The sequence below is a fragment of the Eggerthella sp. AM16-19 genome (genome assembly GCF_003474385.1).
Classification (GTDB): domain Bacteria; phylum Actinomycetota; class Coriobacteriia; order Coriobacteriales; family Eggerthellaceae; genus Senegalimassilia.
Genome location: NZ_QUCY01000020.1, coordinates 284 through 14196 on the forward strand (window position 1 = coordinate 284; position 13913 = coordinate 14196).

Consider the following 13913-nt stretch of genomic DNA (forward strand, 5'->3'; position numbering starts at 1 on the left):
GCAGGGCGTCGCGCTCGCGGAGGGCGCTTTTCTATATGCATGCGTGCCCCGGGCGCCGCGTGCGCCGCGCGCGCCGGGAGAGGCCCGCGGGGGAGGTCCCCCCTGCGGGCCCCTCCGCGTTTTGCGGAGGTCGCGGCTTCGCTGGCGGGCCGATCGGCGTTGCGGCGCATACGGCCCCCGCCCGGCATCGTGGGGCGGGCAGGTACCGCAGGGGGATCGTCCCTTGCGGGCCTCTCCGCGTCTTGGGGCATTGTCCGGCGGGGCGGTCTGATGAAGGCGTCTTTCCGCGTCCTGGGGGCTCGGCCGACGGCGGCGCATGCGCGACATCCGCCGATCGCGGTGCCGGGGCCCGCCCGGAGGGGCGTCCCTGCCGGGCGGTCCTTCGTTCGGGCGCTGCGCGCCTGCTCGGTTCTGCGCTGTATGCGCTCCGTGTAATCAGTCCTGGTGCTTCCGATGGCTTTCTCTGCGCGGTGGGTTGGTCGGAGGCCGGCTTTCTTTCGTTATGCGCCGCTTCCCGATTCGGATTTTTGTTGGTCACTGAAAGCGCTTATGTGGACTATAATCTCAAAGCTATATACAGTTCATTGGCGCAATGCGGGTGTCGGGGATTGTGCGAGTCGTTGATATTGGCTCGTACGTTCGGTGCCTGTAAGGTCTGATGCGGACCTGCCGAAGACGGTAGGTGAATCTGCTTTACGGCAAGCCCTTTCTAGCTTGGAATCGTAAACAGATCTGGACCGTTTACGGCATGTTCGCAGGGTCGCGCCATCGTAAAGATGGGAGATTGTCATGTCTGCTAATTCAGGGGGCGCACGTGCGTCTTGGTCGGGCAAGTGGGCGTTTATTTTGGCTGCTGCGGCTTCGGCTATCGGATTGGGAAATCTTTGGCGTTTCCCGTACCTGGCTGCGAAGTATGGCGGCGGTGTGTTCCTTATCACCTACGTGGTATTGGTTGTCACGTTCGGCTTTACGTTGATGATGCTTGAGGCGGCGCTTGGTCGCAAAACTGGGCAGAGTGCGCTTGGTGCCTTTAAATCATTCGGGAAGAAATACGCCTTCATTGGCATCTTTACTTCCGCGATTCCGTTCATCATCGTTCCGTATTACTGTATCATCGGTGGTTGGGTCCTTAAGTATGCTGGTGCCTACCTTATGGATGGCTCTGCGGCGCTTGCCGATGGCGGCACGTACTTTACCAACTTCATCGGCGGTGGCGGCGAGAGCTTCATCTGGGCTATTGCCTTCCTGCTGATTGTGTTCGCTATTGTGGCGCTGGGCGTGAAGAACGGCATCGAGCGTGCAAATCGCATTCTTATGCCAGTGCTGCTGGTTATGACGGCCGGCGTTTGCATTTATGAGCTCACGCTCCCCGGTGCAATTGATGGCTTGGCATACTACCTGACGCCTGACTTCAGCAAGTTCAGCGTTGAGCTGGTCATTGCCGCACTTGGTCAGATGTTCTACAGCCTGTCGCTGGCCATGGGCATTATGATCACGTATGGCTCCTACATGCAGAAGTCCGACAACCTTGAGCAGTCCGTGCGCCGTATCGAGCTCTTCGATACCGGCTATGCCTTCCTGGCTGGTTTGATGATCGTGCCTGCAGCGTTCGTGGCAATGGGCTCTGCCGAGGCTGTTGCCTCGAAGTCCGGCCCGTCGCTGATGTTCGTGATCTTGCCCACTGTGTTTGATCAGATGGGCGGCATTGCCTCGATCATGGGCTTCCTGTTCTTCCTGCTCGTGGTGTTCGCGGCATTGACCAGCTCCATCTCGCTCACCGAAACCTGCGTGTCCATCGTTCAGGACTCCGCGCACATCACGCGTAAAAAGGCGCTCATCGTTTCCATGGCGTTCATCTTCGTGATGGCCATGATCGTGAACATGGGTTACTGCCAGTTGGCGTTCATTGAGCCGCTGGGACCGGGCAGCACTATTCTGGACTTCCTGGACTTCATCTCCAACTCCGTGATGATGCCGATTGCCGCTTTGATGGCATGCGTGTTCGTCGGCTGGATCATCAAGCCTAAGGCGATCATCGACGAGGTGAAATCCTCCGGTCCGTTCAAGGCGGAGAAGATGTTCACCGTCATGGTGAAGTTCATCGCGCCTGTGCTGCTGGTGGTTATCTTGGTTGCTTATGTTGCTGCGCAGTTCGGTTTGTTCAGCATGTAGAGAGAAACTTCTTCTTTTTGGTTGCGATTAGCGGTTCGTGAACCATGTGATGGTGGCGTATCAAGCGTCGCAAGATGGATAGGGTATCTGTTGAAGGGTCGTCGACGTTGGTCGGCGACCCCTTTGCTTAAGAGGGTGTTCTTCTCCGTTGGCCTGACTGCAGCGTTTTCAATGCAGTCTGCGCTTGCCGAGAAGACCTGGTCGCTGATTGTTTCGAACAGGTAAATTCCTACGCGGTTGCGTCCTTTCGGCCTGCCGTAGGGCCGGATGTTCCCCATTTTCCCTCTGTTTTGGGTGTAAGGTATTCGGCAAGCGTTATTTGCACGTTGGGCGCGCAACGCCCTTTCACGAAGGAGCATCACGATGGTCGAGAAGAAGGATCTTGACTGGGGCAGCCTTGATTTCGGCTACCATCAGACCGACTACAGCTACGAAGCTCATTGGAAGGATGGCGAGTGGGACGAGGGCGATTTGACCACCGACCACGACCTGCATCTTTCCGAGTGCGCCGGCATTTTCCATTATTGCCAGGAAGTGTTCGAGGGTCTGAAGGCTTACACCACCGAAGAGGGTTCCATCGTTTGCTTCCGTCCGGACATGAATGCAAGCCGCATGTTCGATTCCGCTGAGCGTCTTGAGATGCCGGGATTCCCGAAGGATCGCTTCGTCGAGGCCGTTAAGGAAGTTGTGAAGGCGAATGCTGCGTGGGTGCCGCCGTTTGGTTCCGGCGCTACGCTGTACGTGCGCCCGTTCATAATCGGCTCCGGCGAGGTCATCGGCGTGGCTCCGGCTCCCGAGTACACGTTCCGCATCCTGGTCACGCCCGTTGGCCCGTACTTCAAGGGCGGCTTGAAGCCGATCAAGCTTCGCGTGTCCGAGTACGACCGCGCCGCGCCGCACGGCACCGGCAACATCAAGGCCGGTTTGAACTATGCCATGTCGCTGCGCCCGACCATGGAGGCGCATCGCAGCGGCTACGCTGAGAACATCTACCTGGATTCGCAAAGTCGCACCTACATCGAGGAGACCGGCGGCGCGAACGTGCTGTTCGTGAAGGAGGACGGCACGCTGGTGGTTCCGAAGTCCCATACCGACTCCATCCTACCCTCCATCACCCGTCGCAGCTTGGTGCAGGTTGCCCAAGACCTGGGCATGACCGTCGACGAGCGCTATGTCACGTGGGAAGAGGTTGCCGGCGGCGAGTTCGTCGAGTGCGGCCTGTGCGGCACTGCGGCCGTCATCAGCCCGGTCGGTCAGATCGACAATAAGGTCAACGGTGCCGACCAGGAGGTCGTCTTCCCGGCTGGCTGCACCGAGATCGGCCCGGTCATGAAGCAGCTGCGCGAGACCCTCACCGGCATCCAGGATGGCAACCTGGAAGACAAGCACGGCTGGGTCTGCAAGATCGACGTCGACTAGTCGTCAGCTGTATGGCTTGATGCAAACGATAACGGGGAAAGCAGGAGCTCCTGCTTTCCCCGTTATGCGTTCGGTGAGATTGTGCGGGACGGACAGCCTCGTGCAACTTATCCTTCGCGGATCCTAAGTGTCTCGAGAACGGCTGTATATGCCGTGCTTGCCGTTCTTCCGGTGGTAGTTTTCCCGGTTCGGACTGATGCCGATGTTGCAAGAAGAGCCGCCCTTATGGACGGCTCTTCTTGTCGTCGCATTAAGCGGGCGCGTCTTAGTAATTCTCGGCGCTGATTTCTATTATGCTCTGACCTGGGCTTTTGCCGGACTTTATCCTAACTTATCCTAAGTGGATACGTTATTTGCATATTCCCTCATGAAGGCTTCCGTCTCCATCTGCCCGTTCGGGCGCATGTAATGCCTGCCTGTTGTCCCCCCTAGCTTGTGGCCCATCAGGATTTCAAGTATGCGAGGGTCGATGCCCCATTCAAGCTCCGCGCTGGTTCTCCAGCTGGTTCTCAGGTTGCGCATGGGAATCAGTTTATAGCCCGTTGCCTTCTCGCAGGCAGAGCGCCATAAATAGTTCGCTCGGCCGATATCCATCGGCGCTCCGTTCCCGCTGTTGGCAATCCACTCTATGCCGTCTCGCTCAAGGTCCGCCGCGATTTCTTTCAGCCTGCTGCTGTATGGCGGCGGGATAACCGTCGTCCGCTTGCTCTCTTTTGTTTTAAGGTCTTCGACTGGCTCATGGGCTTTGTCCATGCGGCGGACGATCGGGATGACGGCAAACTCCAGACCGTGGTTTTCAACGAACTCGATTTCGTCAACGCGGATTCCGAGAGCTTCGCCGGTTCGCGTCCCTCCGAACCTCATGATGATGTATGGCGCTTCTAGCAGCTGTCCGCGCAGCAGGTGGAGAACCTCCTCTGATTTCTGATTATCATAAATGCCCTTCCCGTATCCAGCGGACTTCTGCGGCATGCAATATTTGGTGCGAAACTTGTTTGTCTGCACGAGCTCGTACATAACTGCTATATCGACGATCTGCTTGAGTATTACCATGCATTGCTCGGCAACAGCTAGAGACAGCGTGTCCAGCCATTGCTGCACTTCCAGCGGCGCGACGGAGTCTACCGGGACGGTCGACCATCGCGGCTCTATATGCCTGCGCCACATCTTGACGCGCCCGATATGCGTGTTGTGTTTAATCGTGCCGTCGAGCAGGTTCTTGTCCATGCGGGGGAGATACCACCTCTTGTAAACCTCGCCGATAGTCGGAGCCGTATGGCTCTCGCGATTCTCGGTATGGATCGCATCCAGGGCGGCGCAGGCCTCTCGATATGTGCCGTATACGGTGCGCGTCTTGCGCTTGCGGCCGTCCGGCGTGTTCTCCATCCACCTCAGCACGTACTTCTTCCCGCGCTTGATTTCAGTGACGCAGCCCCACGCGCGGCGCTGCTTTTTACGAGGCATGATATACTCACCTTGCCTTCCGTTTATTCGGTTGGTGTTTTCGACGGCCTCGCGCTAGGGCGGCAACCCTATGATGCGCGGGGCTTTACCATTTTGCTGGCGTCGGCGCTACCCCTCGATATTTCGACCGAATCCCCTTGCTTCCTTCTGGAGCCGCTTCTTGTCGCCTTCGACTTTCCTTCGCAGCTTCTTGACGTCCTCTTCCGGCGGAAGGTCTTCGGGCTTGATTCCGCGCTTTCCGAGAAGATCGCGCACTCCCTGGTTATTTTGCACATGCTCAGACGTGATGGGGCCTTCGCCAAACAGGTCGCGCTCTTCGATGTTGTGGTTCGTGAGCTCGGTGGCAAGCTGCTTCGCCGCGATGGTGACGGCCGGAAGGTGGTCGGCGACAGGAGTGCTCCCCTTGATTCCCAGGCGTTTCTTCATGGACGCGGTTGAGTGCCCGCCGAACAGCGCCCTGTCTCCCTTCGAGCGAACCCTTGCGATGCCCTGCCCGTCGACTCCCCGTTCGTACATGTTCGCGGAAAACACCCGCTCGGCTTCGACGAGCCCGTCCCTCGCCGCGATGCGCGAGATCGCGACCATGCGCTCCTCGATCAACTCTTGCTTGCGGGTCTGCAGGGCGAAATAGCTTTGCGCTAACGCGACCTCTTCCTTGCGCGGGTCGCCGTTCATGGCGATGAGGTAGCATGCGTAGCGCGTGAGCATGTAGTCGCGAACTCGGCGTTGCCCGCCTTTTCCGATCTCTATCATTTTGTTGACGCCAACAAAATGATATTCATCAGGGGATTCGCTGGAATTCATCGAGGCTTTTGCTCTATCGATCGCAACCTCGAAATTGCGCCATTCGGTGTATCCGAGCAGCTTCTGGATTTCCCTGGCGTACCAGAACTCGACGCCCGTTTCCTCGTCGAGGTGCGCCAAGTCATCAAGCGTCAGCCTTCTCTTCTCGATTTCCCTACTGTCCATCGGTCTCCTTTCTAGTGCGTAACCTCATCATTTCGTATGAACGCGCTGCGCTATTCGGCTGCTAGAACGCTTCCTGGCTTTGAAAGTAGGCCACGTGCTCTACGTGGACCTGGCGGTCGTCCTGGGCCGCTATGTACATGCTCTCGTGGCCGGCGGGCAGACGCGTGGCATGGCTTTCCTGTTAGCCTTGCAACCGCTTCACAGCCTTCTCGAAATCGTTCTCGTAGGTTGCGTCCTGCACCTTCCTGTATTCGGCGAAGCGTTCCAGCGCGATCTTGTCCGCCGTCTTCTTGTTCCTGTTGCCAAGCCCCTGCAGCACTTCGCGCCCGTTGAAAGCCAAAAAGCCGTCAAGCAGTTGCTTGCAATCTTCCATGCTCGTCAGCTGATGACGCTCCGCTCGGTCCTCTGCCGCATCCAAAAACATAGTCACGAGCCTATTCAGCTCGCGAATCTCTTTTTCCGTCAGGTAGTTCTTCGCTACGGTCACGTCGCTGGAATGTATGGGGCCGTCAGGCGCGCCTTTCCAAGTGGCAAGCCCCATGTTCGGCTGCTCTGGGTCCGAGCGTCCCTGCACGATTTCGGCGGCGGTGTGGCCGGTCACGGCGTAGTGCAGCTTGTTCTGCACCGTCGCGTAGAAGTTGCGGGCCGTCTCGCTGTTGCGGTCGTAGTCGTAGGTGCATTCCTGGAAGATGTCGGTGATCTTCTGGTACACCCTTCGCTCGCTTGCGCGGATGTCCCTGATGCGCACGAGCAGCTCGTCGAAGTAGTCCTTGCCGAAAGGCGCGCCGTTTTTCAGCATGTCGTCGTTGAGCACGAAGCCTTTGACGATGTACTCCTTCAGCGTGGCCGTGGCCCACTGGCGGAAGCGCGTTGCCCGCAGCGAATTAACGCGATATCCGACGGCTATGACGGCGTCCAAGCTATAGAACGAAACCTTGTAGGTTTTCCCGTCGGAGGCAGTTGTTGCAATTTCTGCAACAACTGAGTTTTCGTCAAGCTCTCCGCTGTCGAAGATGTTCCTGAGGTGCCGGGAAATTGTCGACTTGTCCTTGTCGAACAACTCGGCGATTTCTTTTTGCGGCATCCACAAAGTCTCGTTCATATACCTGACCTGAACAGGGACGTTTACGCCCTCGCTCTGGTACATGATGATTTCAGCTTTGACCGGCTCAGACATTTTTCTCCTATCTAAAACGGCTCCCTGCTCTGGGAGTAGGCTACGTGCTCCACGTGGACGGCGTGGTCGCTGGTGGCGTTGATGCAGATGTTCTCGTGGTCGGGGTTGTGGCTTTCGGGGGACAGGATCAGGTCGCCGTTGATGACGGTCATGCGGCGCATGATGGAGTCGGCGCGGTCGATGGTGGCCACCACCACGTCGCCCGAGCGCGCGGCCACGCCCGGCTGCACCACGGCCACCATGCCCGGCGGGCTGGTAGAATGTAGCCGTTTGGTTATACGATCAGTGCCTATCGAGGTGATCATGCAAACTCCCATCTACGATGCCTTCACCGGCGAACCCGTCCTGCTTGGCGAGACGCTTCGCTCCATCGAGCGCGGCGACCTTGTGCGCGTGGTCGAGCTTGGCCAGGACTGGCTTGGCGTGCCGACCATCAGGCTTGAAACCATCGACCAGACTCCGTGCGTCGGCCCCTTCATGGGCCAGCTGGTCGAATCGTTCGGCCACCGCTACGGCTTGGCCATGTACACTCACGCCTAGAACAAGCCCTGCCAGGCTTCCTGCAGCCTCGACGATTGCCGGAACCAGCCCTGCTGCCCCCTTGGCGACTTCAAGGGCTTTGGCCAGCTTGTCGGCGAAGCCTTGCTCGTCCTTCTCTTCGGCGGCGTCCCGCATGCGCGAAACCGCCAACTCAAGCGCGTCTTTGTCTTCCTGGGAAAGCGCTGACCCTTGCACGGCTTTCACGGCCATCCTGACGGTGGCACTTGCCGTTGCGGTTGCGGTGCTCGTCGCGCTGGCGGTGACGTTCGTGCCGGGCGATTGCCGCGTCAACGTTCCGAAGTTCGCCCTCAGCCATCCTCTTGCCGCCTTGACGCCGTTTCTTGACCTGTCGGACAGAATCCAGGCGGCGTTTGTGCATCGCATCTGGAAGGCAAAGCCCCTCATCTCGTCCATCAGGTCGTCGATGCGCTGCTGCTCTTTGTTCCCGCATTTGCCGGAAAGGATGTACGAGCACTCGTCGATGAGGTTGTCGATGTGGTACTCGGCTGGGCTCGTGTCTCTTATCATTAAAACGGCTCCCTTGATTGGAAGTAGGCTACGTGCTCTACGTGGACTTGGCGGTCGTCCTGGGCCGCTATGTACATGTTCTCGTGGCCGGTATTGTGCGACTCGGGGGATAGAATCAAATCGCCGTTGATCACGGTCATGCGGCGCATGATGGAATCGGCCCCGTCGATGGTGGCCACCACGACGTCGCCGCTTTTCGCCGGCACGCCCGGCTGCACGACCGCCACCATGCCGGGAGGGCAGATGCGGTCCATGCAGTCGCCGTCGACCTCGAGCCCGTAGCTTCCCGGGTCGCGGTCGAGCAGGAACTGCGGCACGAGCACCTCTGGGAACTCGTCGAGCTCCTCGGGAAGGCACGGCTTGCCGGCGTGCGTGTTGCCGACCAACGGCACCTTCGCCATCGGCGCGCCCTTGGTGGAGAATCGCCCGCTGGGGAAGCGACCGTGTTCCTTTGCCGCTAAGCCCGCATCGTCAGATAGGGCACCGTCTTCGATGATGTCGCTTTTCGCAATCCTTAATGCCAAAGATATTTTCTCAACGGCGCCCATTCTCGGAACAGCGCGTCCGTTTTCCCATTGTGATACGGCCATACTGGACACGCCAGCAAGCCTGCCGAACTCTTCTTGCGTCATCCCCGCAGATCGCCGGATGCGCCTGATGTTCTCAGCTATCGTCATAGCGCCTCTCTTTGCCGTTTGCTAAAAACTAATTACATTTTACGATAAAAATACTTTACAGGCACTATATGTTTGACTATAGTGGAACCACCACGAAAGGAGGTTAATGGATGGAGTTGTTCGAGGCGCGCAAAGCTGCGCGATACTCGCAAGACGAAGTTGCCGGTAAGCTGGGCATTTCTCGTCCTACGTATGCCAAGATGGAGAAGGACCCTGGCTCTGTGACGATTGACGATGCAGTAAAGCTGGCAAAGCTTTTCGGAGTAACCGTTGGCGATATTTTTTTCGCTTCGGACGATAGTTAAACCTATAGTTCGAAAGGCCGGTAAACTCGGCCGAAAAGCCGAAACATCGGGTTGGCTGCTGGGGCGTGGGCACCGGTTGCCGCCGGGAGCGTGAACACCGACCGGGACGGATGGCGAAGGTTCTCTCCTTTGGTTTGCCATGATGCCCCCTTTGATACGCGTAGCACATTGCCAAGAACGCCTGCGCCCCGGCAGCCAGCCCGATGACGAGAACGAGAGAGGAGGGATACGCATGGATGCGAGCATGGAGGAGGTCGTCGTGATCGCGCGCGAGCTCGTCGCCGCGGCCGAGAAGCTGCTCGAGTGCGCCGCCACGGCCGAGTCGAGGCCGGACGCTGGCCAGCTGACGGGGCTTCGCCGCATGGCCGTCGAGGCCAAGCTTCCCGACAAGCCGTACTACACGATAGCCGAGATCGCCGAGGCGACGGGAATCCCCCGGACGACGCTCGACGTCGAGCGCAGGGCAGGCAGACTCAAGTCGTTCCTGCCCGACGGGCAGCAGAGGGGAATCCTCGTCAAGTGCGACTGGTTCGACGCATGGATGAGGGCCGGATGCCGATGAGGCGGCGCTAGCGGCTGGCTGGCTTGCCAGCGCGGCCGTAGAGAACCGGCATAGCCGGGCGACCTTGAGAATCGGATAGGACGCGATGATGAGACGATGCGGAGCCACCCGCAAGGCCCGAGCGGTTCACGTGGGCCTCGTGCTCAAAAATTCGGCCAAAAAGACCACCCCCTAACGCTAGAGGTTTTTTTGAGGCACACCCGAATCATAGCATCAGGCGCTTCGCCGCCGAAGGGATCATCGCGCCCTATCCGGTTCTCGGGACGGAACCGGCATCAAGGGCAACGAGAAAGGATTGGAATGCGAGGGAATAAAAAATGCGCGCCGTGTCTGCAAACGTGGGCGCGCAAGGCTCTAGATAAAGCCGTCTGCATTATAGCAGACGGAAACGCGGGATACGCGGCGTTCGGCGCGATGCTCGTGGCGTGGGTTGCCGTCATGACCGTCTACGCCTGCATCTGGTAGGAGGGCGATATGTCTATCAACCGAGTTGCCATCAGCGGCAACCTGACGCGCGACGCGGAGCTGCGCACCACGCAGGGCGGCATGTCCATCCTGGACTTCGGCGTGGCGGTCAACGACCGCCGCAAGAACCAGCAGACCGGCGAATGGGAGGACTGCCCGAACTTCGTGGACTGCACCGTGTTCGGCACCCGCGGCGAGAAGCTGCAGCCGTACCTGACCAAGGGCTCGAAGGTGGCCCTGGAGGGCAAGCTGCGCTACAGATCCTGGGAGAGCGGCGGCCAGCGCAGAAGCAAGCTCGGCGTGATCGTCGACGACCTCGAGTTCATGAGCAGCCGCCGAGACGACGCGGGCTCCGGCTATGCGCCGCGGCCCGTCCCGGCGGCGGACCCGGCCATCGACGCGGCCGCTTCGGTCTACGACGAGGATATTCCGTTTTAGAGATAGGCGGGTTTCATGAGCGAGCAGAGGCTGCGGGCCGCGCAGGAGTCCTGCGCAAAGGCGCTGCGGGAGATGTGGGAGCGCGAGGGCGTGGTCGATCCGCCCGAGCCGCCCAGGCACTACGTCGTGACGTTCGACTGCGTGCCGAGCGTGGCCGAGCGGGTCATGCAGTACATCGCCGAGCAGCCCACCGCGAACCGCAGCTTCCGCCGCTACGAGATGCCCGCGCAGAGGAGGCAGTGATGGCCGACGAGATGCGGCGCTTCCAGTTCTGGGAGAACTTTTACATGCCGCTGAGAAGGATCAAGGACCGCTCAGCGCGCGCCGAGCTCGCGCTGAAGATTCTCGAGGCGGCGTTCGAGGACGAGCCGCCCGAGTTCGACGACATGGAGGGCCTCGTGGCCGACACCATCGTCCCGCTCATCCAGCGCGACATGGAGACGCCCAAGGGCGGAAGGGGCAACAAAACCGCTTCCAAAACCTCGCGGAAACCTGCGAGGAAAGCTAGCGAAAACGTTTCGGAAACCACTTCGGAAACCACTTTAGAAACCGGTTCCGAAAGTGGTTTATCGGACCCCTTTAAAGCAAAGCAAAGCGAAGCTGAAGCTTTGCTTCCTGAAGAAGCAAAGCTATCAGCGAGCGCTTCTGCGCACCGCGCAGCTGCGGCATGCGCCGCGCAGCGCGCAGAAGGCGCGGGCCAGGCTGGGCCTGGCTGGGAGAGGACCGGGAGCCGCTGCCGCAAGTGCAGGCGGCATATGCTCAAGGCCCCGAACGGCACGATGGCGTGCCCCGGGTGCGAGCCGGAGCTGACGGGATCGCCCGCGCCCGGATTCGCCGAGGCGGGCGCGGCATGAGCGCCGAGGACCTGCGCCTCGCGGCGTGGGCGGCCGACGCCTGGGTGGTGTACATGCCGCCGACGCTTCAGGACAGCGCCGCGGGCATCCACGGCCGCTACGTCACGGTGCTGCTGCCTCCCGTCCAGGGAGGGGCGCGGCCGTGAGGTCCGAGCTTCCAGGCCAGCTCGGGCTCTTCTCCGCGCCGGAGCCTGGCTGCTGCTCGCACGAGACGGACCGATACGGCACCAAAACCGAGTGCGCATGGGCCGGCAGGCCGGTGTGGACCAACTGCCGCGAGGTCGGCGAGTGCACATGGGACACGACGAAGGGGCGCGGGGCCGCGGAGGCTCCCGGGCCCGATGACGAACAAGGAGAGACATGGCAACCGTAGCAATCGAGATCACGTTCACGGAAGAGGTGCTCGGCTCATCGCCGAACACCAAGGAGATCTACAGCGAGTTCATCGCATCCAAGGCGCCGGACGCCGCGAGCGTCGCCGACGAGGTGGAGGCGGTGGGCGCCGACGAGGTGACCGAGAAGGGGACCACCGTGTTCCCGCGCAACGACGACGGAGAGCCCGTCATCTGGGATTACCAGCTGAAGGGCTTCATGAAGGACGCGTGCGGCGCGCTTCGCCGCGTGCCGGGCACGCTGTCGAGCAAGTGCAAGGCCTACAAGAAGGTCATCGACGGCACGATCTTCATCAAGGAGCGCTCGGTCCCGTTCCAGCTGCCCGACGGCGGCGAGGTCGGCATCTGCGAGCGCCCGCTGAGGGCCGACACCCCGCAGGGGGCGCGCGTGGCCCTGGCTCGCTCCGAGACCGTGCCCGCCGGCACGAAGATACGCTTCACGCTGGTGGTCATGAACAAGTCGGACTGGCCGCTCGTGCAGGAATGGCTCGACTACGGCCAGTTCCGCGGCATCGGCCAGTGGCGCAACAGCGGCAAGGGACGCTTCGAGTGGACCGACGGCTCCGAGCCGGAGTAGCGACGGCTTAGCGGAGCGTTGCGACGTAGCGCGACGGAATAGCGTAGCGCGGCATTGAGCGCGATGCGACGGCACCGCGACGATGTGGGCGGCAAAGGATTTGCGTGGCTTGGCCGAGCATCGCGATGGCGCTGAGGTGAAGGGCGTTGCAGAGGAAGCGCTTTGATTTGCTCAGGTAGGCGACGGAAGAGAAGAGCATGGCGTCGCGCAGCCCGGCGACGGAGAAGCCCGGCTAAGCCGAGAGCTGCGAAGGAAGAGATTTGCTTTGCCCGGCGACGCGATGGAAATGCACGGCTGAGCCTAGATCGGCGAAGGAAGAGCAACGCTGTGAAGCGATTGGCAAAGGAGCAGCAAGGAAACGAACGGCCCCGCGAAGGACCGGCAACGAACCGATACGCAGCGGCATTGGGTAGCTCGGCCATGAGGAGCCAGGAACGGCCACGGCACTGCGGAGCAAAGCGACGCGACGCGACGGCGAAGCAAAGCCGCGGCATGCAACGGCGATGGACCGATACGGGCAGCGAAGGTTTGGCTTTGAGGTGCGCCGCAAGGCGAAGGCAAAGCGAAGCAAGGCATGGCGAAGGCATAGCGAAGCGTGGCAAGGCGAAGGCAAAGCTCCTCCGAGATTTGCCGGGCGACGGCTTTGAAATGCAATATCACGCGACGGCGTAGCCCCGCGCGACAGCGCAAGGGAAAGGCAGAGCATAGCAGCGTACGCGGACTCTAAGTGAGGCGTGCGCCGGGAGCCTGGACGCGGGCATGCAGGATGGCGGAGGGGCCGGACCTGCGAACAGGGCAGCGGGCGGTGACGGCAAGCGAGCCGCCCGCGTAAGACCCACGCAACATCGGGGGCGTTGCGGCCGACCAACCTAGGCCATTGCGCGAACGCGCCCCCGGCCATTTTCGAAACCGACAACAGAATCAAGGAGGAAGCCATGAGCGGAAAGCTGGAGCCATGTCCGTTTTGCGGGAGCGAGAACGTTCGTTTCGAGAGCGGGAAGCATGCGGTCGTCTGCATGCGCTGCAAGGCTAGAGGATGCATTGCGCCGACTGAAGATGCATCGCGAGATATGTGGAACGACCGAGTCCGCGATGACCATGCCGGGCTAGCGCGCGTCAACATCGGCGAGGTCGCGACCTTTCCCGGCGCGAAGCCGGACAAGGCGCAGGCGCTCAAGGTGCTCGAAGAAGCCGCCGAGGTGTTCGGCGCATGGCAGGCGTTCGACGATTACGAGCTTCTTTACGAATGCGCCGACGTGATCCAAGCCACGTGCAACCTTGTCGCGGCGTTTGGCGTCTCCGACTTCGCGCCGTACATGGAGGAGTGCCGGATGCGCAACGAGGAGAGGGGGCGTTTCGATGGCTAGCAACGAA

Annotated in this window: 18 protein-coding genes; 12 read left to right on the forward strand and 6 right to left on the reverse strand. The window is 60.5% G+C overall.

Going from position 1 to position 13913, the window contains the following annotated elements; translation table 11 throughout:
• Positions 1 to 789 precede the first annotated feature (789 nt).
• Both DW178_RS08280 and DW178_RS08285 read left to right on the forward strand, forming a co-directional pair.
• Positions 790 to 2172, forward strand: a complete 1383-nt coding sequence (locus DW178_RS08280; protein WP_118350519.1) for a sodium-dependent transporter — start codon at positions 790 to 792, stop codon at positions 2170 to 2172.
• Positions 2173 to 2535: 363 nt separating this feature from the next.
• Positions 2536 to 3591 (forward strand): branched-chain amino acid aminotransferase, encoded by a 1056-nt coding sequence (locus tag DW178_RS08285; protein ID WP_118350520.1) that lies wholly within the window; start codon positions 2536 to 2538, stop codon positions 3589 to 3591.
• Positions 3592 to 3927: 336 nt separating this feature from the next.
• Here the strand turns inward: DW178_RS08285 and DW178_RS08290 are convergent, their stop codons facing one another.
• The 6 genes from DW178_RS08290 to DW178_RS08315 all read right to left on the reverse strand — a co-directional run bounded on the left by DW178_RS08290 (position 3928) and on the right by DW178_RS08315 (position 8946).
• Positions 3928 to 5055: a site-specific integrase gene (locus DW178_RS08290; protein ID WP_118350521.1), complete on the reverse strand. Its 1128-nt coding sequence runs from the start codon at positions 5053 to 5055 to the stop codon at positions 3928 to 3930.
• A 108-nt stretch (positions 5056 to 5163) separates the two neighbouring features.
• Positions 5164 to 6024 carry a DNA damage-inducible protein D gene (dinD, locus tag DW178_RS08295; RefSeq protein WP_118350522.1) on the reverse strand — a complete coding sequence of 287 codons (861 nt, stop codon included), beginning with the start codon at positions 6022 to 6024 and terminating at the stop codon, positions 5164 to 5166.
• Positions 6025 to 6205: 181 nt separating this feature from the next.
• Positions 6206 to 7201, reverse strand: a complete 996-nt coding sequence (locus DW178_RS08300) for a virulence RhuM family protein (RefSeq protein ID WP_118350523.1) — start codon at positions 7199 to 7201, stop codon at positions 6206 to 6208.
• Positions 7202 to 7212: 11 nt separating this feature from the next.
• Positions 7213 to 7506 (reverse strand): S24 family peptidase, encoded by a 294-nt coding sequence (locus tag DW178_RS08305; protein ID WP_158574117.1) that lies wholly within the window; start codon positions 7504 to 7506, stop codon positions 7213 to 7215.
• Entirely contained in the window at positions 7484 to 8269 is a 786-nt protein-coding gene (locus DW178_RS08310) for a hypothetical protein (RefSeq protein ID WP_118350525.1), read from the reverse strand. Before DW178_RS08310 ends, DW178_RS08305 begins: the two co-directional genes overlap by 23 nt.
• On the reverse strand, positions 8269 to 8946 hold the full coding sequence (locus DW178_RS08315; RefSeq protein WP_118350526.1) for a LexA family protein: 678 nt from the start codon (positions 8944 to 8946) through the stop codon (positions 8269 to 8271). Before DW178_RS08315 ends, DW178_RS08310 begins: the two co-directional genes overlap by 1 nt.
• Before the next feature lie 110 nt (positions 8947 to 9056).
• Between DW178_RS08315 and DW178_RS08320 the strand changes: the two genes are divergently transcribed.
• From DW178_RS08320 to DW178_RS08350, 10 genes are all read left to right on the forward strand, one after another.
• Complete coding sequence (locus DW178_RS08320; RefSeq protein WP_118350527.1) at positions 9057 to 9251, forward strand: helix-turn-helix transcriptional regulator; 195 nt, start codon at positions 9057 to 9059, stop codon at positions 9249 to 9251.
• A gap of 232 nt (positions 9252 to 9483) precedes the next feature.
• Positions 9484 to 9813: a helix-turn-helix domain-containing protein gene (locus DW178_RS08325; RefSeq protein WP_118350528.1), complete on the forward strand. Its 330-nt coding sequence runs from the start codon at positions 9484 to 9486 to the stop codon at positions 9811 to 9813.
• Between the two features lie 300 nt (positions 9814 to 10113).
• Positions 10114 to 10278 (forward strand): hypothetical protein, encoded by a 165-nt coding sequence (locus tag DW178_RS11285; RefSeq protein ID WP_158574119.1) that lies wholly within the window; start codon positions 10114 to 10116, stop codon positions 10276 to 10278.
• Between the two features lie 9 nt (positions 10279 to 10287).
• A complete protein-coding gene (locus DW178_RS08330; protein WP_118350529.1) occupies positions 10288 to 10716 on the forward strand; it encodes a single-stranded DNA-binding protein in 429 nt (142 codons plus the stop codon).
• Between the two features lie 15 nt (positions 10717 to 10731).
• Positions 10732 to 10959: a hypothetical protein gene (locus DW178_RS08335; RefSeq protein ID WP_118350530.1), complete on the forward strand. Its 228-nt coding sequence runs from the start codon at positions 10732 to 10734 to the stop codon at positions 10957 to 10959.
• On the forward strand, positions 10959 to 11570 hold the full coding sequence (locus DW178_RS08340) for a hypothetical protein (RefSeq protein ID WP_118350531.1): 612 nt from the start codon (positions 10959 to 10961) through the stop codon (positions 11568 to 11570). The genes DW178_RS08335 and DW178_RS08340 overlap by 1 nt, the downstream gene beginning before the upstream one ends.
• A complete protein-coding gene (locus tag DW178_RS11290) occupies positions 11567 to 11716 on the forward strand; it encodes a hypothetical protein (RefSeq protein ID WP_158574121.1) in 150 nt (49 codons plus the stop codon). The genes DW178_RS08340 and DW178_RS11290 overlap by 4 nt, the downstream gene beginning before the upstream one ends.
• The gene (locus tag DW178_RS11170) at positions 11713 to 11943 is read left to right on the forward strand and encodes a hypothetical protein (RefSeq protein WP_147363838.1); all 231 of its coding nucleotides are present in this window, start codon (positions 11713 to 11715) and stop codon (positions 11941 to 11943) included. The genes DW178_RS11290 and DW178_RS11170 overlap by 4 nt, the downstream gene beginning before the upstream one ends.
• Positions 11931 to 12539, forward strand: coding sequence for a hypothetical protein (locus DW178_RS08345; protein WP_118350532.1), 609 nt, complete (start codon positions 11931 to 11933; stop codon positions 12537 to 12539). The genes DW178_RS11170 and DW178_RS08345 overlap by 13 nt, the downstream gene beginning before the upstream one ends.
• 935 nt (positions 12540 to 13474) lie before the next feature.
• Positions 13475 to 13906: a Lar family restriction alleviation protein gene (locus DW178_RS08350; protein WP_118350533.1), complete on the forward strand. Its 432-nt coding sequence runs from the start codon at positions 13475 to 13477 to the stop codon at positions 13904 to 13906.
• The last annotated feature ends 7 nt before the right edge of the window (positions 13907 to 13913 follow it).